Consider the following 21,070-nt stretch of genomic DNA (forward strand, 5'->3'; position numbering starts at 1 on the left):
ATGTATTAAGGTGGCATGGTGCGCATATAACAGCAGCCCGAGCGATCGGGCACTTGCAAGACAATGAGGGTGTCATGAGCAACGAAAGCATTAATTGGGACAAGCTGGGTTTCGACTACATCAAGACCGACAAACGCTACCTGTCCGTATGGCGCAATGGCGAGTGGGACAAGGGCACCCTGACCGAAGACAACGTACTGCACATCAGTGAAGGCTCCACGGCCTTGCACTATGGCCAGCAGTGCTTCGAAGGCCTGAAGGCCTACCGTTGCAAGGACGGCTCGATCAACCTGTTCCGCCCAGACCAGAACGCCGCTCGCATGCAGCGCAGCTGCGCTCGCCTGCTGATGCCGCACGTGCCGACCGATGTGTTCATCGAAGCGTGCAAGCAAGTGGTCAAGGCCAACGAAAAATTCGTGCCACCGCACGGCAAAGGCGCCCTGTACCTGCGCCCGTTCGTGATCGGCACCGGCGACAACATTGGCGTGCGCACCGCCCCCGAGTTCATCTTCTCGGTGTTCGCCATCCCGGTTGGCTCGTACTTCAAGGGCGGCATGAAGCCGCACAACTTCCAGATTTCCAGCTTCGACCGTGCCGCCCCGCAAGGCACCGGCGCAGCCAAGGTCGGCGGCAACTACGCTGCCAGCCTGCAACCGGGTGCTGAAGCGAAGAAAGCCAACTTCGCCGACGCCATCTACCTCGACCCGCTGACCCACACCAAGATCGAGGAAGTCGGTTCGGCCAACTTCTTCGGCATCACCGCCAACAACGAGTTCGTGACCCCGAAATCGGCTTCGGTGCTGCCCGGTATCACCCGCCTGTCGCTGATGGAACTGGCGCAATCGCGCCTGGGCCTGACCGTGATCGAAGGCGATGTCGAAATCAACAAGCTGGACCGCTTCATCGAAGCGGGTGCCTGCGGTACCGCTGCGGTGATCACCCCGATCGGCGGCATCGAGTACAACGGCAAGCTGCACGTATTCCACGACCTGGAAAAGGTCGGCCCGGTTACCCAGAAGCTCTACAACGAGCTGACCGGCATCCAGAGCGGTGACGTTGAAGCACCGGCTGGCTGGATCGTCAAAGTCGCCTGAGGCGCTTCAGCGATTTGAAAAAGGGCATGCCAGCGGTGGCATGCCCTTTTTTTTGTCGACACTGGCAGAATCTTCACGCCAGGCGACGCTGCATCAGCAGATGCCGGGCTTTGTCGAAGGCCCAGTTGTACAGCACGGTGTAGGGCAGAATGATGACGAAGAAGCCCAGCTCCACCATGAACGCCTGCGCCAGCGAAATATCCAGCATCCACGCCGCCACCGGCAAACACCACACCACCAGCCCGGCTTCGAAGCCCAGGCCGTGCACGAAACGCGCACGGGCCTTCCAGTGGATACGCTCGGCCTGCACGTAGCGGTCGACCAGCGCGTTGTAGACCATGTTCCACAACATGGCGATGACCGACAGGGTCACAGCCAGCGCGCCCGCCGTCGCCAGTGACTTGCCCATGATCCAGGACAGCAGCGGCGCACACAGCAACACCGCGAACACTTCGTAGCCAACGGCGTGAACCAGGCGTTCGGTAAAGGACACGTGTTTCATTGCAAATTCCATCCATTGCGTGAGTCGTGCTGTCTATTTTCTTTGATAAAACTGATACTCACGACATAGCTACTATCGGTTTTATCAATACAATGCGCTATTCACCCGAAGCTCTGGTCGCGTTTGTCGAAGCTGCATCGCTGGGTTCGTTCTCTGCTGCAGCGCGCAAACTGCGCAAAAGTCAGTCCACCATCAGCATCGCCATCGCCAATTTCGAGACTGATATCGGCTGCCCGTTGTTTGATCGCGGTGGCCGCCACCCCACGCTGAATGAAGCGGGCCGGCAGGTACTGAGCCATGTCGAGGCGATTCTCGATGCCAGCGCCCAGCTCGATGCGCTGGCGGTGCGACTGGCACAGAACGTCGAGCCCTTGGTATCGGTGGTGATGTCGGACAGCTACAGCGTCACGTTCCAGGGCGCGGTGATGGCCCGCTTCGCCCAGCAGTACTCACACACTGAATTGCGCTGCGGCCCGGCGGAGGACGCTGATGTGATCGAAATGATCCAACAGGGCCTGGCCCATGTCGGCATTCTTGCCACCCAACCCAGCTACCCCGCCGACGTGGCCGTGGCGCGCTTGCCGGAGCAGGCGGAATTTGGCGTTTACGTGGCCAGCGGGCACCCGTTGGCAAGCCTGGCGCAGGTGCAGGCGCAGCATCTGGAGCATGCACGGCAGCTGTATATCAAGACCTATGCCCCCAGCCTGCACCACGGCCGCGGCCAGGCCTGGTCGGCACCGGACTACCTCACCCTGCTGGAGTTCGCCGTGCGCGGGTTTGGTTGGGCCGAGCTGCCCAGGGCGCTGGTGGCACGGTTTGGCAATGGGCTGGTGGAGTTGCCGATAGCGGGTTACCCACGCCGAGTGGATATGGATGTGGTCTGGTCTAGCCGGCGGGCATTGGGGCCAGCGGGGCAATGGCTGGTGCGGCAGATGTTGAAACCGTAAGGTTTTCACCTGCAATAAGTTGGCGCTGCTGCGCACCCCACCCTGGGGGAGCTGTCGCCGTGTGCGCCCAAACGCAACAACCAGTACACCCAACGACAATCCTTCCCTCGCCCTGCCCCGTAGCCTGTCACCACGCGCCGCCCCTCTGGCGGCACGCACCCAAAGCACAAGAACAAACGTTGGTGACCTATGCAGACAGTAGATCCGATCACCCTTGCGGTTGTCCGGGGTGCGCTGGAGACAGCGCAACGCGAAATGACCCTGACCCTGGAAAAGACCGGGCGCTCCAGTGTGTTCAACCTGGCCCACGACTATTCCAACTCGCTGTTCGATCACCTGCCGGAAATGATCCTGCAAGGCCAGGACATTCCCATCCACCTGGGTTCGCTGATCCCGGCCATGAAATGCGTGGCCGAGTTCTTCGGCGACGACATCGCAGAAGGCGACGTGATCTACCACAACGACCCGGCCTACAAGGGCAGCCATATTCTCGACTGTTGCATGTACAAGCCGGTGTACTACCAGGGCGAGTTGGTGTTCTGGACCGTGTGCAAAGGCCACCTGACCGACATCGGCGGCCCGGTGCCGGCTGGCTACAACCCAGATGCCAAGGAAATCTACGCCGAAGGCTTGCGCATTCCGCCGGTCAAGCTGTGGGAAAAGGGCAAACGCCGTGAGGACGTGATCAACTTCATGCTCACCAACATGCGCGCCCGGCCCTATCAGGAAGGCGACCTCAATGCCCAGTATGGCGCCTGCAAGGTCGGCGAGCGGCACTTGCTGGAACTGCTCGACAAGTACGGCGTGGCGCAGGTGCGAGCCTGCATCGCCGAACTGAAGAACATGGCCGACCGGCACATGCGCGCACTGTTGCGCGATGTGCCGGACGGTGACTACAGCGGCACCGCCGTGCTCGAAGATGCCGGCCATGGCCTGGGCGAACTGGCCATCACCGCCCATGTACAGATACGTGGCGACCAGGCCCACGTGCGCATCGACAGCCCGCCGCAAGTGCCGTACTTCATCAATTCCTACGAGGGCAACTCGGTGTCGGGTGTGTACCTGGGGCTGATGATGTTCGCCCAGGTGGCGCCCCCCTACAACGAAGGGCTGTACCGCTGCGTCACGGTCGATGTCGGGCCCAGAGGCACGCTGTGCAATGCCGAAGAACCCGCACCCCACGTCAACTGCACCACCACGCCGATGGAAACCCTGGCCGATGCCGTGCGCACCGCGCTGGAACAGGCTTCGCCACAGCGGGTAACGGCCTCCTGGGGGCATACCAGCGGCATCAACATCGCCGGCCATGACCCGCGCAACGGCAACAGCGAGTACGTGACCATGGTGCTGGCCTCGATCATTTCCGGTGCCGGCGCCAACAAGGTGATGGATGGCTGGCACGCCTGCGGCCCGTTGTGCTGTTTCGGGGCGCTGATGAGCGGTGACATCGAGCTGCTCGAACACGCCTACCCGGTGCTGATCCACCGCTACAGCCTGATGGCCGACAGTTGTGGTGCCGGTGAATTCCGTGGCGGTTCGGGCACCCGCCTGGAGATCGAACCACTGGACCACGCCATGACCGTGGTCGGCTTTGGCGAGGGCCGCCAACTGCCCACCGCCGGTGCCGCCGGGGCACGCAACGCATTGCTTGAGCCCAAGCTGGGCCGGCTGATCCATCGCCACGCCGACGGCAGCGAAGACCATTACACGCAAAACCCCATGCTCACCCTGCAACCAGGCGAACGCATCATCAACGTCAACCCCGGCGGTGGTGGCTACGGCGACCCGCTGCGTCGCCCGGTCGCAGCCGTGCTGGAGGATGTGCGCAATGGCCTGGTCTCGCCACAAGGGGCAGCCCTGGAGTATGGCGTGGTCCTCGATGACCAAGGCCACCTCGACGAAACCGCCACCCGCCTTGCCCGCGCCCCGCGCTGACCGGAGAACCATCATGCGTAACCAATATCGCCTGGGCATCGACGCCGGCGGCACGTTCACCGATTTCATCCTGGCCGACCGCGACGGCGGCGTGCAGCTGTTCAAGGCCCCTTCCACGCCGCAAGACGGCACCCTGGCCATTCGCGCCGGCCTGGCACAGATCGCCGACGCCACCGGGCGCAGCCCGGCCGAACTCATCGCCAACTGTGACCTGTGCATCAACGGCACCACCGTGGCCCTCAACGCGCTGATCGAGCGCACCGGGGTCAAGGTGGGCCTGCTGTGCACCGAGGGGCATGAGGACAGCCTGGAAATCCGCCTGGGCCACAAGGAAGAAGGCCACCGCTACGACGCCCATTACCCGCCGGCACACATGCTTGCCCCACGCCACCTGCGCCGCCCGATTGGCGGCCGTATCCTTGGCGATGGCCGTGAGCACAGTCCCCTCGACGAAGCCGCTGTCCATGCGGCCATCGACTACTTCCGGGCCGAAGGCGTGCAGGCCGTGGCCATTTCCTTCCTGTGGTCGGTGCGCAACCCCAGCCACGAGCAGCGGGCCGCCGAGCTCGTACGGGCCGCCCTGCCCGACGTGTTCGTCTGCACCGGCTGCGAGGTGTTCCCGCAGATTCGCGAGTACACCCGCACCTCCACCACCGTGGTCAACGCCTACCTCAGCCCGGTAATGGCACGCTACGTGGCGCGCATCGACAACCTGTTCCAGGAACTTGGCGCACAGCAGCCGGTGCGCTACTTCCAGTCCAACGGTGGCCTGGCGCCTGGGTACCTGATGCGTGAGCGCGCTGTCAATGCGATCAACTCCGGCCCGGCCTCGGCGCCACAAGCCGGGCTGGCGGTGGCGAAGCCGTTCGGTATCGACAACGTCATTACCGTGGACATGGGCGGCACTTCGTTCGACATCACCCTGACCAACGCCGGGCGCACCAATTTCAGCAAGGACGTGGACTTTCTGCGCCAGCGCATCGGCGTGCCGATGATTCAAGTGGAGACCCTGGGCGCCGGCGGCGGCTCCATCGCTCATCTGGACGAGTTCGGCATGCTCCAGGTGGGCCCGCGCAGCGCCGGCGCCATGCCTGGGCCCGTGTGCTACGGCAAAGGTGGCTGCGAACCCACGGTCACCGACGCCAACCTGGCCTTGGGCTACCTGCCAGACGGCGCGCTGCTGGGCGGCAGCATTCGCCTGAACCGCCAGGCCGCGCTGGACGCTATCCGCAGCAAGATAGCCGAACCACTGGGTATCAGCGTGGAACGCGCCGCATTCGGCATCACCACCCTGGTCAACTTGAACATGGTCAACGGCATCCGCCGGGTGTCGATCGAGCGCGGCCACGACCCGCGCGACTTCGCCCTGATCGGCGCAGGCGGTGCGGCAGGCATGCACGTGGTGCGCCTGGCCGAAGAAATCGGCATGCACACCGTGCTGATCCCCAAGGTGGCGTCGGGCCTGTGCGCGTTCGGCCAGATCCTTTCCGACGTGCGCTACGACCAGCTCACCAGCCTGTCGATGCGCCTGGACTGCGGGCACGTGGACCTGGTGCAGCTCAACCAGGCCCTTGCCGAGCTGCGTCAGCAAGGCCTGGCCAACCTGCGCGAAGACGGCTTTGGCGACCAGGCCAGCAGCTGCCACTACACCTTGGAAATGCGCTACCTGGGGCAGATCCATGAATGCAGCGTGGAGCTGGAACAGCATGCCTTGGATGACACAGGCCTGGCCGCCCTGATCAGCCGCTTCCACAGCCGCCACCAAACCCTGTATTCGTACAGCGAGCCCGAAAGCCCGGTGGAACTGGTGAACCTGGAGTGCTCGGTGATCGGCCACCTGCCACGCCCGCCACAACCCGAGCTGCAGGGCCCGGCCGAGCCACCCGCGCCACAGGCGCAAAGCGTTCGCCCGATGCTGTTCAGCGCCGACGGCCAATGGCAGCCCACACCGGTATTCAACGGCAACCATGTGCTGCCAGGGCAGGTCGTGCATGGCCCCTGCGTGATCGAGGAAGACACCACCAACATCGTGCTACCGCCTGGCTGGCAGGCACGCCTGGAGCCTTCGGCCACCTACCGGGTGACACGCGGGGCTTGATCTGAAGGTCGGCGTGCGCCGATCATGGGCCTGACAATCGCCTGGCAGCTTTGCGCTGCCAGGCGTTTTGCACAATAACAAGAGCTGCTTGAGTAGCTTGCCTGCAGTTCCTTTTTTCAATGCTGCCCTCTTTGAAAAAGGACCCACCATGCCCACAGAACTCTCGACCCTCGGCTGGCCACAGCCCGAACGCCAGGCGCGCTGGGCCGAAGCCATCAGTGACACCTATTTCCCCTTGAGCCTGGCGTTTGCCGCCGAACAACCCTTCGATGGCCACTTGCAGCGCTGGAGTACACCAAGCACACCGCTCAGCCTCTCGCGCCTGCGCTCCAGCCAGCTGGGCTACTCGCGCAGCAAGGCGCATATCGGCCAGGACCAAGAGGCGTTCTACCTGGTGACCGTGCCGCATCGCAGCGAGGTGCACTTCGAGCAGGACGGTCATCAGCTCAGCTGCAGCCCAGGTGGTTTCATCGTCGAGCGCGGCGATGCGCCTTACCGCTTCCATTACGGCACGCTGAATGACCTGTGGGTACTCAAGCTGCCCGAACGTGCACTCAAGGCCAACCTGCTGGGGCACAGGCGCTATACCCGGCACTGTTTCGATGCCCGCCAGGGCTTGGGGCGCATTTTTGTCGAACAGTTGGACCTGTGCGCCCGCCACTTCGACGCTAGCCCCATCGCGGCCCGGCATCTGCTGCTGGAACAGGCTTCGGCCACCTTGCTGCTGGCCCTGCAACAGGACGAGCGAGTGCTGGGTAGCGAAGGCAGCAACCTCAGCACCCTGCACCTGACGCGGGTGGAACAGTATGTGCAGCAACACCTGAGCGACCCCGAGCTGTCGCCGCGAACCATTGCAAGTGCCTGCGGGCTGTCGCTGCGCTACCTGCACAAGCTGTTCGTGATCACGCCCTACACCCTGAGTGAGTGGATACGCCAGCTGCGCCTGGAGGCCGTGTACCGGCAATTGCGTGACCCGCATTGCCACCTGGCCATCGGCGAACTGGCATTGCGCTGGGGCTTTACCGACCAGGCGCAGTTCACCCGCGCGTTTCGCCAGCAGTATGGGTGCACGGCGCGGGAGGTGCGGGCTGCAGGCACCCATTGAGCCGAAAGCGAAGATTCCTACGATGCACACCGACCCGTTGCGCCAGCCTCGCGATTATGGCTACGTGCTGCAGGAACAGGATCAATCCCCCGCCGGCACATCCACCACCTTCCAGCTGTCATCCGGGTCGAAGCGTTTCATCTCCTTGGCCAGCCTGTCACCGTGCGGCCCGAGGTCTTTCTCGAACACCTGGCCGTCATGGCTGATCATGAAGCTCATCACCCCGGTGTCTGTCGTTTTCAGAAGACGGCTGCACTGAACGTCAGAAGCCGACTGCACTATAGCAGCGGAGGGGTTGGATCCATCAGGCAACGACGGGCTGCTGCCGGCCATCAGCGGACGCAGGGAGGACTTTCCGCAACCGGCCGTTCGATGCGGCACCGATGGCCTTCGCGCAGGGGTAGTGAATCCGCCAGGATTGACTTGCGCTGCCCTACCTCTCACTAGTGAGGGGCGGCAGCGCATCAAGCGGTGAGCGCACTCCGGCACCGCCAACTTTCAGCACATGCGTGTAAATCATCGTCGTAGAGACGTCGGAATGGCCGAGCAGATCCTGCACGGTTCGAATGTCGTAACCGCTGCGGAGCAAGGCCGTCGCGAACGAGTGGCGGAGGGTGTGCGGTGTGGCGGGCTTCGTGATGCCTGCTTGTTCTACGGCACGTTTGAAGGCGCGCTGAAAGGTCTGGTCATACATGTGATGGCGACGCACGACACCGCTCCGTGGATCGGTCGAATGCGTGTGCTGCGCAAAAACCCAGAACCACGGCCAGGAATGCCCGGCGCGCGGATACTTCCGCTCAAGGGCGTCGGGAAGCGCAACGCCGCTGCGGCCCTCGGCCTGGTCCTTCAGCCACCATGCCCGTGCACGCGACAGCTGCTCGCGCAGGCTGGGTGCCAAGCTCTCGGGTAACATCAAGGCCCGATCCTTGGAGCCCTTGCCCTCCCGCACGATGATCGTGCCGTGATCGAAATCCAGATCCTTGACCCGCAGTTGCAAACCCTCACTGATCCGCATGCCCGTTCCATACAGAAGCTGGGCGAACAAACGATGCTCGCCTTCCAGAAAACCGAGGATGCGAACCACTTCATCCGGGGTCAGCACCACCGGCAAGCGCCGCGACGGCCGAGGTCTTCCGATCTCCTGAAGCCAGGGCAGATCCGTGCACAGCACCTTGCCGTAGAAGAACAGCAAGGCCGCCAATGCCTGACGATGCGTGGAGACCGAAACCTTGCGCTCGTTCGCCAGCCAGGACAGAAATGCCTCGACTTCGCTGCTGCCCAAGGTTGCCGGGTGACGCACACCGTGGAAACGGATGAAGGCACGAACCCAGTGGACATAAGCCTGTTCGGTTCGTAAACTGTAATGCAAGTAGCGTATGCGCTCACGCAACTGGTCCAGAACCTTGACCGAACGCAGCGGTGGTAACGGCGCAGTGGCGGTTTTCATGGCTTGTTATGACTGTTTTTTTGTACAGTCTATGCCTCGGGCATCCAAGCAGCAAGCGCGTTACGCCGTGGGTCGATGTTTGATGTTATGGAGCAGCAACGATGTTACGCAGCAGGGCAGTCGCCCTAAAACAAAGTTATGCCGCACTCACCCCCATGGAGTTTTGATGTTCAAACTTTTGAGTAAGTTATTGGTCTATTTGACCGCGTCTATCATGGCTATTGCGAGTCCGCTCGCTTTTTCCGTAGATTCTAGCGGTGAGTATCCGACAGTCAGCGAAATTCCGGTCGGGGAGGTCCGGCTTTACCAGATTGCCGATGGTGTTTGGTCGCATATCGCAACGCAGTCGTTTGATGGCGCAGTCTACCCGTCCAATGGTCTCATTGTCCGTGATGGTGATGAGTTGCTTTTGATTGATACAGCGTGGGGTGCGAAAAACACAGCGGCACTTCTCGCGGAGATTGAGAAGCAAATTGGACTTCCTGTAACGCGTGCAGTCTCCACGCACTTTCATGACGACCGCGTCGGCGGCGTTGATGTCCTTCGGGCGGCTGGGGTGGCAACGTACGCATCACCGTCGACACGCCGGCTAGCCGAGGTAGAGGGGAACGAGATTCCCACGCACTCTCTAGAAGGACTCTCATCGAGCGGGGACGCAGTGCGCTTCGGTCCAGTAGAACTCTTCTATCCTGGTGCTGCGCATTCGACCGACAACTTAGTTGTGTACGTCCCGTCTGCGAGTGTGCTCTATGGTGGTTGTGCGATTTATGAGTTGTCACGCACGTCTGCGGGGAACGTGGCCGATGCCGATCTGGCTGAATGGCCCACCTCCATTGAGCGGATTCAACAACACTACCCGGAAGCACAGTTCGTCATTCCGGGGCACGGCCTGCCGGGCGGTCTAGACTTGCTCAAGCACACAACGAATGTTGTAAAAGCGCACACAAATCGCTCAGTCGTTGAGTAGCAGGCAGATGCGGCATAACATGAAGTTGCAGCCGACCATCACTCCGCTGCGCTCCGTTCTGGCGGCTGAACTTCGGCGTTGAACGACAGCTTTCCCAAAAGCTCTACGGCTGCTCTGGGTCGACACCGGTAATCGGATCGTTGCCGCACTGAACAGCGCCCCGTTCCAGGTCGCCTCCATTTATGCGGCTGAACCGAGGGAGAGCAGCTTTACGCCGTCTGGCCGCAGTTCGCCCTTGGGCGACACGTGCCGGTAGAGCGTCTGCCGGGTAATCCCGAGTTCTTCGCAGAGATCGCCCACCTTGGTTTCCGGTTGCCCCATGCTGGCCATCGCCAGGCGTAGCTTGGCGGCGGTCATCTTGAAGGGGCGCCCCCCTTTCCTGCCGCGAGCGCGCGCCGAGATAAGTCCAGCGACTGTTCGCTCGGAAATCAACTCACGCTCGAACTCGGCCAGCGCGGCAAAAATACCGAACACAAGCTTGCCGGCGGCAGTCGTCGTGTCGACCGCCGCACCGTGACCGGTCAGGACCTTCAGGCCCACGCTACGCGCAGTTAGGTCGTGCACGGTGTTGATCAGGTGGCGCAGATCACGGCCAAGCCGATCGAGCTTCCACACGATCAGCGTGTCCCCTTCACGAAGCGCCTTCAGGCAAGCAGCCAACCCTGGGCGATCATCGCGCCTGCCCGAGGCCAGATCCTCGTAAAGGTGCGCAAGGCTCACACCAGCGGCGATGAGCGCATCGCGTTGCAAATTGGTGGACTGGGATCCGTCCGCCTTCGATACCCGCATGTAGCCGATCAGCACCTTTTCACCCGTCACGTATACGTTCGATTATGTGACAGTGTGAGCCAGAAAGTTCTCGCCGTCAAAAACTGTCACTTAACCCGTCATTTAGTCTAAGACCTGCAAACGGCCATTCAGGCTCGTAATGTGACAAAAACTCCGGCGGGATGCCCTCCTTGGTGAACGTGGCGCGCAAACGTTCCAGGGATTCGGGGTCGCGTCGCCCGTAGGACGCCAGTGTGAACAGCAAGCGGGCCGTCTCCGGGTTGTGTCGCGCTTCAATGATGGCCTCATCGATGGCCTGGGCTGCTCGTTGCCAGTGGTTGATGGGTTCCGGCTTCGGCACCTTCGCCGGCAGGCCGTTGGTGAAACCAGTGTGCGGCTCCGTCTGAAACAGCGCGGCCTGTTCCCCGCGCGGGATCAGCGCCTTTGACTCGATCAGCGTGATGGCGGTGGCCGCCGCCTCCAGCATCTGCCACTGCACCGCCGGGGCCAGAATCTCGTAGGGACGCCACAGACTCTGCCCGGCGCGCAGCGGATGGCCGCAGCGCTCCCAGACATGGCGGATGCTCGCCGAGCAACTGCCGCAGTGCGAGAGCGGCGTGTTCAGCTCATCAAGCAGGGTGCGCAGCAGCCGGAACCACAAGCCGGCGTGGACACGCCGACGCGGCAGCTCCACAAAACCCGTCGTCAGCGCCTGCCAGGTGCGCCGGTCCATGCAGGCGATTGCGTCATCGGCAGGGCGCGGCGCAGCATCGGCGATTTCCCACTGAAGATACCGGCCGTGCATGCCCCAGTAGGACTCCAGCCAGCAGCCATGCTGCGGGCAGCTCAGCATCAAGGGGAGCTGCCAGACGAGTAGCACAGCTTGATTCGTTGGATCGTTCAGACACTGCGGACACGCCCGGCGAATCGTCTGGCTCGGTAGCCAGGCACGCCAGCGAGTGATGGACCGCACCTTGCGGGTGCGCTTGGGCAGGAGCACCGCGCATTGGAATGTATAGGTTTCCAAGGCTGCTGGTACCGAATCGTCGAGACTGTCGAGCAGCCACGGCACCCAGCCTGCAAGACTCATGCTGCGCAACCGCTCCAGCTCGACGCCACTGCGCTGGCAGAGCGCCGTCAGCAACGACAAGGATGGTGCGGTATCCAGGTCATCAAGTTGGCTGTGACCAAGATCGTGGGCCAGCAGCTCGTGCACGTCCATCTGGTAGCAGGCGGCGACCCGGTTGAGCCATGAGGACAGGGCTTCGCCTTCCTTGGGTGCCGGATGCAGCGGCCAGCGCGGCGCGGACTTCACATCAGTTCCCGCTCGAACTGTCGCCGCCGCTCACTGGGGCCGATGTAGTCGGCCATGCTGAGCGTGCGGTGGTTGATCGCTTCCTCGCCACTCTCCACGGCGGCGACGGCCGCCGCCACCAGCAGATGTGCAAGCTCGCCGATGGTGCCTTCGCTCCGGGTGAGCAGGTAGCGGGCCATGTCCAGCGTGGCAATCGGGGATGGCCGCCGTAGCGGGAGTGACGCCGCGAAGCTGGCCAGCAGCGAGCAGCAGTCCTCATTGGCCTCCCACGGCGGCAGCAGCATCGGCTCGAAGCGGTTTTCCAACTGATCGTCCGAACGGATGGCCAGGTACGCCTCGCGCGTGCCGACCCCGACCAGGGGGATACGCAGCTCGTTGCCGAGGAAGCGCAGCAGGTTGAGGAACTCGCGCCGGTTAACGCTGTTGCCAGCCAGTACATTGTGCAGTTCGTCGATCACCAGCATGCGCACGCCGACCTTGCGCAGCAGGGCCAGCGCCAGTTGCTCCATTTCCGGCAGCCGTGGGCGCGGGCGCAGCGGCGCGCCCATCGCAGCCAGCAGCGCGACATAGAAGCGGATCACCGATGGCTCTGACGGCATCTGCACGACCAGCACCGGGATATGTTCTTGGTCAGCGTCGGTGCCGACCGGGTGCGCCCGCCGGAATTTCTCGACGATCATCGACTTGCCGTTGTTGGTGGGGCCGACCAGCAGCAGGTTTGGCATGCGTTGCTTGTTCGGCCACGCATACAGAGTTTCCAGCCGGTTCAGCGCCTCGACCGCGCGCGGGTAGCCGATCCAGCGGTCGGCGCGAATGCGCTGGATGCGCTCGTCTGCCGGCAGCCTGGCCAAACCCTGTGCCGCTGGCAGCAGGTGGGACAGGTCAATGACGGGATATTCGTCCACGGCTACCACTCCTCGATCTGATCGAACGGTTTGGCCGGCGGCAGGTTGTCTGCCTGCGGGTCAGCCATGTCCACATCCGGCGGTATGGGCTTGGCCGGTGGCTCCGACGTCTTGAGGTGCTGGCGGCGATCAGCGTCGCGCCGCGCCTTGCGCGTGGCCTTCTGGGCGGTGGTCACGATCTCGCGCATCTGCCCGATCATGCGGAACAGCGCCGACTCGTCCACCTGCTCGCGCCCGAGCTGACGCAATTTGGCCAGCGCCTGGCGTTGTTCCCAGAGGGTGACGGCCGGATGGGACAAGGTGCGGTAGTGGATCTCCAGATAGTGCTGACCTTCCGGTTCCAGTACCCAGATGCGGCTGATGTCGCGCGGATCGCGCCGGATCAGGAAGGCGGGCAAGCGCTCGCGCCGGGCAATCCACGGCTTGAGGGCGTCGGCGTAGTAGTGGATGTGGTCGATGACAAAGCCGGTGCGGGTCAGGGTGCGGCGGATCACCGGCAGGAAATCGACCAAAAACGCGGTGGGGCGGGTAACGACGGCCGGGACGCCAACGCGCTCCACGGCCTCGGCCCAGCGCGCGGCCGGCGGCTGGAGCAGGCCGTTGTGCACGGAGCCGTGATAGGTGCCTACCGCCAACGCGAGCCAGCGCTCCAGCTCGCGCAGCGTCAGGGTGGCCATCTTCTCGGAATCGTACTCGCCGCGCTGGCCGGGATTGGAGAAGGTCGTCCCCGGTAATTCGTCGTGGATCATCTGCATCGCCGTGCCGATGATCCGTTCCACGATGCCGCCGTAGTGCGGCTGGCCTGGTGGGCGATAGTCCAGCCGGATGCCATGCTGTTCGCAGCCACGGCGCAGCGCTTCGCTTTTGAACTCGGCCGCGTTGTCCAGATAGAGCAGCCTGGGCTTGCCGCTCATCGGCCAGTCCATTTCCACATTCAGCCCTTCCAGCCAGGGCCGCTTGTCGCAGGCGGCATGCGCGAGGCATAGGCCGACCGAGACGGCGGACGGCGCTTCCAGCGTGACCACCATGCCGAGTACGCAGCGCGTGAACACGTCGATGGCGAGGGTCAAATATGGGCGGCCAATCGGTTGCCGGTCGCGCTCGTCGACCACGATCAGGTCGATGACGGTGTGGTCGATCTGCACCTGTTCCAGCGGCATGGTGACTTCGGGCGGAATGCCACCCGCGCCTTGCAAGGGACGGGCAGCGTCCTGCCCGCCCCGGCTGCGGGCTATTTTCGCCGGGTGTAGTCCGGCAATCCGCTGGGCCACGGTGTTGCGCGCCGGCACCGGCAGCTTCTGGGTTTTGCACGCCTGCGCGACTTCGCGGTGGAACGCCGCCAGGCTGCGTTTCTGCTTGGTCAGGAAGCGCTTTTGCAGCAGCTCGCGGATGATGCGCTCGACCGGTTCCGGCAAGCGCCCCTTGCCTTTGCCGCCGCCGGATCGGCCGGGCGTCAGGTCTGTTACCAGGCCAGTACCCTGCCGGGCGCGACGGATCAGGACATATACCTGTCGCCGGGACAGGCCCAGCGCTTGGGCTGCCTCATCGGCGGCTTCATGCCCGACCACCTCAAGCGCTGCCAGTGGCCCGATGATTTCCGTCCGGTGCCGGGCTTGCGCCCATGCCTCGTCGGGCAGGGTGGCCACGCCTTGCGCGGCAATCGGTGGAGTGTCTGATGTCATGCCCAAACCTCGCTTTGGTGCACACGAGTATTGAGCATAGTCGAGATTGGTGCAGACGACTCCTGATATTGGGCTGTCAGGAGCCGTATGCACACCAGGCGTTACATCCAGTCAGATGGTGCGGTCGTCTTCTGAAAACGACAGTGTCGTCGTACTTGGCCGGCCAGGCGACCATGGCGAAGCCACGGCTCATCTGGTTGCCGATAAGGTAGCTGTAGGCGCCGCCAGGGGCGGATGGGCCTTGTGCGTCGAGGATGCGGAAGTGATAGCCATACCAGTCATCACCGATCACATCCTGGCCGAACAGCGGCCCCAGCGGGCTGACCTGGCCATCGCCGTCGTCATCCCAGTACAAACCGTCATGCTTGCCGGGCTCGCTGAAGATTTTCTGTGCGTACTCCAGCGCACCGTTGCCGTTATGGTCCTGGGTCGCGTAGTCCATTTGCGCATCGTGATAGGCCAGCAGCGACTGCAGCACGCCGAGCTCGTTGCGACCGATGCGCCGGGCGCGGATTTCGGCGCTGCCGGCCTTGAGGTCGAAGCGCCAGCCTTGGCTGCTTTTGGTCAACGGAATGGGCAAGGTCCAGTGATCGCTGCCCACCGCCAGGATGGCCTTGCCCTCGCCTGCCATGTCGATACTGTGCTGCGCACGGTACTGCTCCAGAAAGGTGTCCACGTCGCTGCGTTGCACTCCGCCGCGCGGGATGTAGGTGCGCCAGTCGTCGCCCAGCAACTGGGTCAGGCGGGCCTCATCAGCTTTCTCCGTGCCCAGCGCCGCGACAAAGGATTCAACGGCTTTCTCTGGGGTCGGGAAAGCGTCCTGGGCAGCGGCCAGGGATGCGCAGGCCAAGCCCACTGTAAGCAGCATTGCCGCCAGTGCTGGACGTTTCATCGACGACCTCCTCCGCCACGACGAGCGGGTGCACTGGGCCGAGAGATCTGGTGCCCGGCTGCACGCGATGCACTGGGCCGCTGGGCAAACGCCTGGCTGGTGCGACCACGGTTGGCCTGCGCATTGGTGCGCGATGGCGAGCGTACGCCATCGAAGGCGTTGTTACGGGCACGCCCTGCGGTATTCACAGGACGATTCTGACCGACTTGCCGCGCTTGCCCTTGCCGGCGTTGATCCATCTGGTTGTTCTGCTGCCGGCCCTGAGTGTTGCGTGCCTGCTGTTGACGGTCGGCAACCCTCGGATTGTCGCCACGGGGCTGTACACGGTTGCCCAATGCATTGCCCGACTTCGCTTCACGCATTTGTTGGCGTGCCTGAATGTTGCTGGTGGCTGGGCGTTCGATACCCGCTCGGTCCATGGAGGCACGCGCCTTGTCACGCGCCTGGGCACGTTGTGCGTCATCACCGCGAAATGCGCTGCGCTGGGTGGCACCGTCCAACTGGCGGCCGTACTGCTGACGGCTGCGCGCGTCGCGGTAAGGCACACCGTCACGGTTGACGGCATTGTGCTGCCATTTGTTCTGGTTGTTGGTGATGCGATTGTTGCCGTTGATGTTGTTGTAGCGGTTGACGTCGATGTCGATGTCATTGTTACCCCAGTCACAGTCGCCCCACAACGAGGCGACGATCGCAACGCCAGTACCGAAGGCCAGGCCTGCCACCAGTGCGGAGCCGGGGTAGTACATCGGCGGTGGTGGGTAGTACACCGGCGGTGAGGCCGGGTAGGCCCAGGTGCCATAGGTGGTGGTCGGGTTGTAGCTGGGGACGTACACCACTTGTGGGTCGGCCGGCTCGATGACGATGGTGGTGGGCGGCGCGCTGGCGGTGACCACCTGGGTGCCGCCGGAAGCGGGTGCGGGTGCAGGGGCCGCTGCAGGGGCCGTGGTGGTTTGCACGGTCACATTCTGGTACTGGTTGCTTTGCAGGTTGCCGGCAGCCTGCGCCTGGTGACGCAAACGCTGCACGCTGCCCATGACATCGTCGGGCTGGGCGAGGAAGGCATCACCCAGGCGCTGTACCCAGACCGGGTCCTGGCCAAGGGTCGCCAGCACCTGCGGGAATGCCACCAAGGCTTGTACGCTCGGGTCCCAGGGCTGCTTGGCTACTTGCTTGACCGCCTCGTCGCCGGTGGCCTTGGGGTTGGCCTTGGACCAGGTCACCGCTTCACTGACCTGCCCTGGGTAGGTCGACGCCATCAGCACCTGGGCCAACAGCGGATCAGGATACAGCGCGATGGGCGCGGTCATCTGATCGAGTTGTTCCTGGCTGAAGACCGGGTCCTTGGCTGCAGCCGTCTCGGCTGGGGGGGCTGGGTCCGGTGCGGGTACGTCTTCGGCCAGCGCCAGCCCGGGCGCCGCGCTCAGGCACAGGAGTGCCGACAGGACAGCAAACAATAGCGTGCGCATCGCTAATCCCCATGAGGTCAGACCGCGTGGAATAAGGGTAGCAACGGCGGCGGGTTTGGCCAGATGCGAAGGCGCAAACTTTTTGTGCTCTAGCCAGGACAAACACCACACCAAACAACAAGGCCGCGAGCGTGCCCGTGACATAGGTGCTGATCGGGCGCTGCTCAACCACCCAGGGCAATGATCGCCAGGATCAGTGACGCGCCCACAGCTACCAGGACCACGCCGGTCAACTGGGTGCGTCCACCGGAATAGCGCGCCAACAGCCAGCCCGCCAGGTACAGCATGGCCAAGGCAACCCAGTTCGAGACACGGATGGCCGTGCCAGTGGTGTCTATCAGCAGGAACGGGATAACCATTGGGAACGTCGCCAGCACCACCAGCAGGAATGTCCCCAGCGCAGCCTTGAAATCATCCAGGCACAGGCGCGCCGGCATCGGGCGGGCGGCATCACGTTGCATCTGGCGACGTAGCACCTCCAACCCTTCGTCATCCAGTGCCAGGCCGATGCGTTCTGGCAGTGCATCAGCAATCAGCCTGCGCCCCTGGCCATCCTCAGCGGCCTGCAGGCGCGCCAGCAAAGTACGTGCGCGGGTGCGCTCGGTCCAGGTGCGCATCAGGTAGATGACCGCATCGGCCAGGCCCCAGGCCAGGTTGCAGCCAAGCGCAGCGACCAGCATCAGCCGAGCGTCTTCGCGCCCTGCCGTGGCCACGCTGAGCGAGCCGATGAAGGTCATAGCCATCAGCAGGCCAAAGATGACTTCGGTAATCCGATCGATTGGCTCCAGCACACCCCATTTACGCGGTTGTTCGCCTTGCCCCATCACGCCCTCCCGGCCCCTCAGGAACCATCGATAGTCACTATCGAGAATGGCAATTTCTACCGAACGCCGTGGCCACATAACCTAGCGCTATCGACTCGCCGCCCACGACCCCATTCCCTGGAGCTACCTGATGAATACCCTGGCTCGCCTGCTGTCCGCCGCCCTTGCCGTGCTTGCCATCGCCATCAGCAGCGGATGTGCCAGCCACCCTGAACTGCGCCCGTACACGGCAGAAGAAGCCCGCCAGCTGCAGCTCGAAGCGCTGCAGCGCCGCAGCCTGTCCCTTGACGACTACGAGCAGCAACGCCGGGTGATCCAGCGCGCCGACAACCTGCCTGTGGTGACCGAAGCCGTCGACGCTGACCGCTCGACCAAAGGCTGAACAGGCCAGCCAACGGTTCCATCCCTCCCCCTGCGCAGGTATCCTCTACCGCTCAACCGCAAGCCTTCCAGGACGGAGACCATGATCAGGCCCCTTCTGTTGCTGAGTGCTGCAGTGCTTTTCAGCCCCGTGTTGCTGGCCCAGCAGATGAAACGCCAACTGGGCGATTTCGACTTCACACTCGGCACCACGCCTTCGCGCAGCATGGCGCAAGGGCTTATCTCACCCAGCGCCGTCGGCGCATTCCACGGTGGCCTCGATTTCAGCCACACCAGTGGCTGGTACCTGGGCCAGTACGCCCCAAGCATGGGCGTCACCCCCAATTCGACCCTGCGTCTGGACAGCTACCTGGGCTACAAGCATCAGTTTGACAGCAGCCTGGGCTACGAAGTGGGGTTGATCCATTATAGTCAGCCAAACATCGCAGGCCCCGACAGTTACGCCCTGTACGGGGGTATCTCGGTGCTGGGCAGCCGCTTCGGCGGGGCGCTGCGTGACAACCCCGACAACCGCACTGGCACGTTGTTCGCCGACTTCGGCCAACTGCCATTGTTCGACGCAGACTTCACCGTCAAGCTCGCCCACCACCGCCTGGGCACGCCCTTTACCATTGGCGATGGCAGCCAGGTGAATGCCTTTTCCGATTGGTCGCTGGAGCTGTCGCGGCCCTGGCTGGGCATCGACCTGAACCTGATCTACAGCAACTCCAGCCTCAGTGGCGGCGGCTGTGACGCGTACTCGGGCATCAACACCTATTGCGACAGCGTGGTTACCCTCAAGGCGCAGCGCAGCTTCTTTTAACGACGCGGTGCCAGCGCCAGGGCAATACCGCCCAAAACCACCACGCAGGCAATCAGCAAGCGCAACGACAACGGCTCACCGATCAGGGCGACCCCACCCAGTGCGGCAATCACCGGCACGCTAAGCTGCAGGGTCGCCGCCTGTTGCGCGCTGACCTGCCTGACCACGCCATACCAAACGGCGTAGCCGGCGCCAGAAGCCAGCACACCGGAGCCCAGGGCATACAACAAGCCAAGTGGCGTAAGGTGCGGGCCGGCGCTCAGCAACAGCATCGGTAGCAGCAGCACCAGGCAAGGCAGGCTGCGAGAAAAATTGCCGGCGGTGTCGGCCAGCGGCCTGGGCGAGCCTTTGCCCAGCAGCGTATACACGCCCCAGGCCACGCCGGACAAGGCCATCAGCAAGGCACTGGCCAACGGCGGCGCCGAGGCACCGGGCAAAAGAAGCACCAGCAGGCCGGCAAAGGCGATCAGCATGCCCAGCAGCATGCGCACCGTGATGTGTTCACCCTTGTACCAGGCAAAGCCGAACATGGTGATCTGCACTGCACCGAACAGCAACAATGCGCCCGCGCCTGCCCCCAATTGCAGATACGCCGCAGAAAACAGGAACGCGTACAGGAACAGGGCCAGGCCGCCCCGCCAACTGCCACCCATGGCCTGCGCCGGCCTGCGCAGGCGGATCAGCAACAACAGAAACAACGCACCACTGGTCAGGCGCACCACGGTGAAGGATGCCGGGTCGATGGCCCCGTCTTTCAGCGCCAGCCGGCAAAACACCGAGTTGGCAGCGAAAGCCACCAGGCTGAACAGTGCAGGCCAAAGCCAGGCCCTGGCCTTGCGGTGGGCAAGCGTGGTGGTGCCGGTGCTCATGGTGTGGTCACCTCTGAGTAAACATTGTTGTCATGGCGGCAATGCTGAAAGGGCCAGCACCGATATACAACAAAGTGATTCCTGGGCGCCACCGGTGAATCGCCCGGCGCTACAGCACAGCTACGGCCTCGATCTCGACCAACATGGCATCCAGCGCCAGCCGGGGCACCGGTATCAGCGTGCAGGTCGGTTTCATGTGCGGGCCCCAGGCCTTGTCGGCCTCGGCCACCCATTGGCGCAGGCGCGCTTCGGAATGCTCGACAATCAGCAGGGTCAACTTGAACACCTGCGCCAGGCTGGCACCTTTCGACGCCAGGGCCAGCTCCAGGTTGGCCAGTGCCTGGCGGGCCTGTTCGGCGAACAATGGCGACAACTGGCCGTTGTTGTCCTCTCCACCCTGGCCGGCGATGAACAGCAGACGGCTGTCGGCGCGCACTTCGGCGACATGGGAATAGGCGTTGCCACTGGGGTCGTACAGGCCTTCGGGGTTGCTTAGCTGGAATGCACTTGATGGGGTCACGACACGCCCTCGCTTGGTTGAAAGAGTGGCGCAGTATCAGACCTTGAGTTAACTCGAGGTCAAGCACAGAGTAGGACGTTTCGCACAAGGCAATGTGCTGCTTGAACCACGCGTCTGTTTGCGCACTGGCGGCCCGGTAGTAGATTGCAGGACCCGGCATGGAGGCCTGTCCATAACAAGGAAATGCTCATGAGCAAGTATGATTTTCAGCTGGCCTATACCATCAAACCGCACAACGCTGCCCACGATGAAGCCGACGCCGCGCAAGCGCGCCTGCACCTGCGCGTGAAGCTCGGCCTGGACACCGTCGAGCATATCGAAACCACTTTGCTCGGGGTCATCACCCTCAAAAGCGCCACTGTCGCAGACCGCAAGCGGGAAGCTGAGAAGCTGCTTCACGATTACATCCATGACGCGCTCAAACAGTTGCGCGTTCTGTCCACCGTAGAATTCTACGGCTGCCTGATGGTGGACGGGTTGGGCCCGGCCGTACGCTTCGACATCCTGCCCAGATGAACCTCGACGGCATCAGGCGCCCCCGCGCCTGATGC

Annotated in this window: 20 protein-coding genes and 1 pseudogene; 9 read left to right on the plus strand and 12 right to left on the minus strand. The window is 63.2% G+C overall.

All coding sequences use genetic code 11. From position 1 onward, the window contains the following. Positions 1-74 precede the first annotated feature (74 nt). Positions 75-1,094 (plus strand): branched-chain amino acid aminotransferase, encoded by a 1,020-nt coding sequence (locus tag Q9451_RS18070; RefSeq protein ID WP_012272061.1) that lies wholly within the window; start codon positions 75-77, stop codon positions 1,092-1,094. 73 nt (positions 1,095-1,167) lie between these two features. Here Q9451_RS18070 and Q9451_RS18075 read toward each other — a convergent pair whose 3' ends face one another. After that, complete coding sequence (locus Q9451_RS18075; protein WP_012272060.1) at positions 1,168-1,596, minus strand: multidrug/biocide efflux PACE transporter; 429 nt, start codon at positions 1,594-1,596, stop codon at positions 1,168-1,170. A 92-nt stretch (positions 1,597-1,688) separates the two neighbouring features. Between Q9451_RS18075 and Q9451_RS18080 the strand changes: the two genes are divergently transcribed. From Q9451_RS18080 to Q9451_RS18095, 4 genes are all read left to right on the plus strand, one after another. Then, the gene (locus Q9451_RS18080) at positions 1,689-2,543 is read left to right on the plus strand and encodes a LysR family transcriptional regulator (RefSeq protein WP_012272059.1); all 855 of its coding nucleotides are present in this window, start codon (positions 1,689-1,691) and stop codon (positions 2,541-2,543) included. Positions 2,544-2,798: 255 nt separating this feature from the next. Beyond that, a complete protein-coding gene (locus Q9451_RS18085) occupies positions 2,799-4,478 on the plus strand; it encodes a hydantoinase B/oxoprolinase family protein (protein ID WP_231118583.1) in 1,680 nt (559 codons plus the stop codon). 13 nt (positions 4,479-4,491) lie between these two features. After that, positions 4,492-6,576, plus strand: a complete 2,085-nt coding sequence (locus tag Q9451_RS18090) for a hydantoinase/oxoprolinase family protein (RefSeq protein WP_012272057.1) — start codon at positions 4,492-4,494, stop codon at positions 6,574-6,576. Positions 6,577-6,724: 148 nt separating this feature from the next. Then, positions 6,725-7,681, plus strand: a complete 957-nt coding sequence (locus tag Q9451_RS18095) for a helix-turn-helix domain-containing protein (RefSeq protein WP_012272056.1) — start codon at positions 6,725-6,727, stop codon at positions 7,679-7,681. Between the two features lie 81 nt (positions 7,682-7,762). On the opposite strand, the pseudogene Q9451_RS18100 reads toward Q9451_RS18095, so the two are convergent. Both Q9451_RS18100 and intI1 read right to left on the minus strand, forming a co-directional pair. Continuing rightward, a pseudogene (locus Q9451_RS18100) lies at positions 7,763-7,912 on the minus strand (DUF2950 family protein); the annotation flags it as partial. 202 nt (positions 7,913-8,114) lie between these two features. Then, complete coding sequence (gene intI1, locus Q9451_RS18105; RefSeq protein WP_000845048.1) at positions 8,115-9,128, minus strand: class 1 integron integrase IntI1; 1,014 nt, start codon at positions 9,126-9,128, stop codon at positions 8,115-8,117. A gap of 166 nt (positions 9,129-9,294) precedes the next feature. Here intI1 and Q9451_RS18110 point away from each other — a divergent pair, with 166 nt between their 5' ends. Continuing rightward, complete coding sequence (locus Q9451_RS18110) at positions 9,295-10,095, plus strand: subclass B1 metallo-beta-lactamase VIM-2 (protein WP_003108247.1); 801 nt, start codon at positions 9,295-9,297, stop codon at positions 10,093-10,095. A 180-nt stretch (positions 10,096-10,275) separates the two neighbouring features. Here the strand turns inward: Q9451_RS18110 and Q9451_RS18115 are convergent, their stop codons facing one another. The 7 genes from Q9451_RS18115 to Q9451_RS18145 all read right to left on the minus strand — a co-directional run bounded on the left by Q9451_RS18115 (position 10,276) and on the right by Q9451_RS18145 (position 17,947). Then, the gene (locus Q9451_RS18115; RefSeq protein ID WP_003155741.1) at positions 10,276-10,899 is read right to left on the minus strand and encodes a recombinase family protein; all 624 of its coding nucleotides are present in this window, start codon (positions 10,897-10,899) and stop codon (positions 10,276-10,278) included. A 61-nt stretch (positions 10,900-10,960) separates the two neighbouring features. After that, positions 10,961-12,178: a TniQ family protein gene (locus Q9451_RS18120; RefSeq protein ID WP_054471483.1), complete on the minus strand. Its 1,218-nt coding sequence runs from the start codon at positions 12,176-12,178 to the stop codon at positions 10,961-10,963. Then, positions 12,175-13,083, minus strand: a complete 909-nt coding sequence (locus tag Q9451_RS18125) for a TniB family NTP-binding protein (RefSeq protein WP_003465065.1) — start codon at positions 13,081-13,083, stop codon at positions 12,175-12,177. The genes Q9451_RS18120 and Q9451_RS18125 overlap by 4 nt, the downstream gene beginning before the upstream one ends. A 2-nt stretch (positions 13,084-13,085) precedes the next feature. Further along, positions 13,086-14,765: a DDE-type integrase/transposase/recombinase gene (locus tag Q9451_RS18130; RefSeq protein WP_003465068.1), complete on the minus strand. Its 1,680-nt coding sequence runs from the start codon at positions 14,763-14,765 to the stop codon at positions 13,086-13,088. A gap of 76 nt (positions 14,766-14,841) precedes the next feature. Further along, on the minus strand, positions 14,842-15,657 hold the full coding sequence (locus Q9451_RS18135) for a DUF2950 domain-containing protein (protein ID WP_345960699.1): 816 nt from the start codon (positions 15,655-15,657) through the stop codon (positions 14,842-14,844). Beyond that, positions 15,654-17,123, minus strand: coding sequence for a DUF3300 domain-containing protein (locus tag Q9451_RS18140; protein ID WP_012272054.1), 1,470 nt, complete (start codon positions 17,121-17,123; stop codon positions 15,654-15,656). The genes Q9451_RS18135 and Q9451_RS18140 overlap by 4 nt, the downstream gene beginning before the upstream one ends. Positions 17,124-17,287: 164 nt before the next feature. Continuing rightward, positions 17,288-17,947: a hypothetical protein gene (locus tag Q9451_RS18145; RefSeq protein WP_012272053.1), complete on the minus strand. Its 660-nt coding sequence runs from the start codon at positions 17,945-17,947 to the stop codon at positions 17,288-17,290. A gap of 130 nt (positions 17,948-18,077) precedes the next feature. On the opposite strand from Q9451_RS18145, the gene Q9451_RS18150 reads away from it, so the two are divergent. Together Q9451_RS18150 and Q9451_RS18155 are read left to right on the plus strand one after the other, a co-directional pair. Further along, positions 18,078-18,329 (plus strand): hypothetical protein, encoded by a 252-nt coding sequence (locus Q9451_RS18150; protein ID WP_012272052.1) that lies wholly within the window; start codon positions 18,078-18,080, stop codon positions 18,327-18,329. A gap of 81 nt (positions 18,330-18,410) precedes the next feature. Further along, a complete protein-coding gene (locus Q9451_RS18155) occupies positions 18,411-19,130 on the plus strand; it encodes a TorF family putative porin (protein WP_012272051.1) in 720 nt (239 codons plus the stop codon). Here Q9451_RS18155 and Q9451_RS18160 read toward each other — a convergent pair. Next, on the minus strand, positions 19,127-19,999 hold the full coding sequence (locus Q9451_RS18160) for a DMT family transporter (RefSeq protein WP_012272050.1): 873 nt from the start codon (positions 19,997-19,999) through the stop codon (positions 19,127-19,129). The genes Q9451_RS18155 and Q9451_RS18160 overlap by 4 nt on opposite strands. A gap of 109 nt (positions 20,000-20,108) precedes the next feature. Further along, the gene (locus Q9451_RS18165; RefSeq protein ID WP_012272049.1) at positions 20,109-20,519 is read right to left on the minus strand and encodes a RidA family protein; all 411 of its coding nucleotides are present in this window, start codon (positions 20,517-20,519) and stop codon (positions 20,109-20,111) included. A gap of 189 nt (positions 20,520-20,708) precedes the next feature. Here Q9451_RS18165 and Q9451_RS18170 point away from each other — a divergent pair, with 189 nt between their 5' ends. Continuing rightward, on the plus strand, positions 20,709-21,035 hold the full coding sequence (locus tag Q9451_RS18170) for a hypothetical protein (protein WP_012272048.1): 327 nt from the start codon (positions 20,709-20,711) through the stop codon (positions 21,033-21,035). Positions 21,036-21,070: the final 35 nt, after the last annotated feature.

It is taken from the genome of Pseudomonas sp. NY8896, assembly GCF_039634505.1.

What these genes read in the sequence shown, in the direction of transcription:
- Q9451_RS18170 (WP_012272048.1), top strand. Translation starts at nt 20,709, where the DNA reads ATGAGCAAGTATGATTTTCAGCTGGCCTATACCATCAAACCGCACAAC.
- intI1 (WP_000845048.1), bottom strand. Translation starts at nt 9,128, where the DNA reads ATGAAAACCGCCACTGCGCCGTTACCACCGCTGCGTTCGGTCAAGGTT.
- Q9451_RS18160 (WP_012272050.1), bottom strand. Translation starts at nt 19,999, where the DNA reads ATGAGCACCGGCACCACCACGCTTGCCCACCGCAAGGCCAGGGCCTGG.
- Q9451_RS18085 (WP_231118583.1), top strand. Translation starts at nt 2,799, where the DNA reads ATGACCCTGACCCTGGAAAAGACCGGGCGCTCCAGTGTGTTCAACCTG.
- Q9451_RS18135 (WP_345960699.1), bottom strand. Translation starts at nt 15,657, where the DNA reads ATGAAACGTCCAGCACTGGCGGCAATGCTGCTTACAGTGGGCTTGGCC.
- Q9451_RS18155 (WP_012272051.1), top strand. Translation starts at nt 18,411, where the DNA reads ATGATCAGGCCCCTTCTGTTGCTGAGTGCTGCAGTGCTTTTCAGCCCC.
- Q9451_RS18080 (WP_012272059.1), top strand. Translation starts at nt 1,689, where the DNA reads ATGCGCTATTCACCCGAAGCTCTGGTCGCGTTTGTCGAAGCTGCATCG.
- Q9451_RS18150 (WP_012272052.1), top strand. Translation starts at nt 18,078, where the DNA reads ATGAATACCCTGGCTCGCCTGCTGTCCGCCGCCCTTGCCGTGCTTGCC.
- Q9451_RS18070 (WP_012272061.1), top strand. Translation starts at nt 75, where the DNA reads ATGAGCAACGAAAGCATTAATTGGGACAAGCTGGGTTTCGACTACATC.
- Q9451_RS18090 (WP_012272057.1), top strand. Translation starts at nt 4,492, where the DNA reads ATGCGTAACCAATATCGCCTGGGCATCGACGCCGGCGGCACGTTCACC.
- Q9451_RS18110 (WP_003108247.1), top strand. Translation starts at nt 9,295, where the DNA reads ATGTTCAAACTTTTGAGTAAGTTATTGGTCTATTTGACCGCGTCTATC.
- Q9451_RS18145 (WP_012272053.1), bottom strand. Translation starts at nt 17,947, where the DNA reads ATGGGGCAAGGCGAACAACCGCGTAAATGGGGTGTGCTGGAGCCAATC.
- Q9451_RS18130 (WP_003465068.1), bottom strand. Translation starts at nt 14,765, where the DNA reads ATGACATCAGACACTCCACCGATTGCCGCGCAAGGCGTGGCCACCCTG.
- Q9451_RS18140 (WP_012272054.1), bottom strand. Translation starts at nt 17,123, where the DNA reads ATGCGCACGCTATTGTTTGCTGTCCTGTCGGCACTCCTGTGCCTGAGC.
- Q9451_RS18095 (WP_012272056.1), top strand. Translation starts at nt 6,725, where the DNA reads ATGCCCACAGAACTCTCGACCCTCGGCTGGCCACAGCCCGAACGCCAG.
- Q9451_RS18075 (WP_012272060.1), bottom strand. Translation starts at nt 1,596, where the DNA reads ATGAAACACGTGTCCTTTACCGAACGCCTGGTTCACGCCGTTGGCTAC.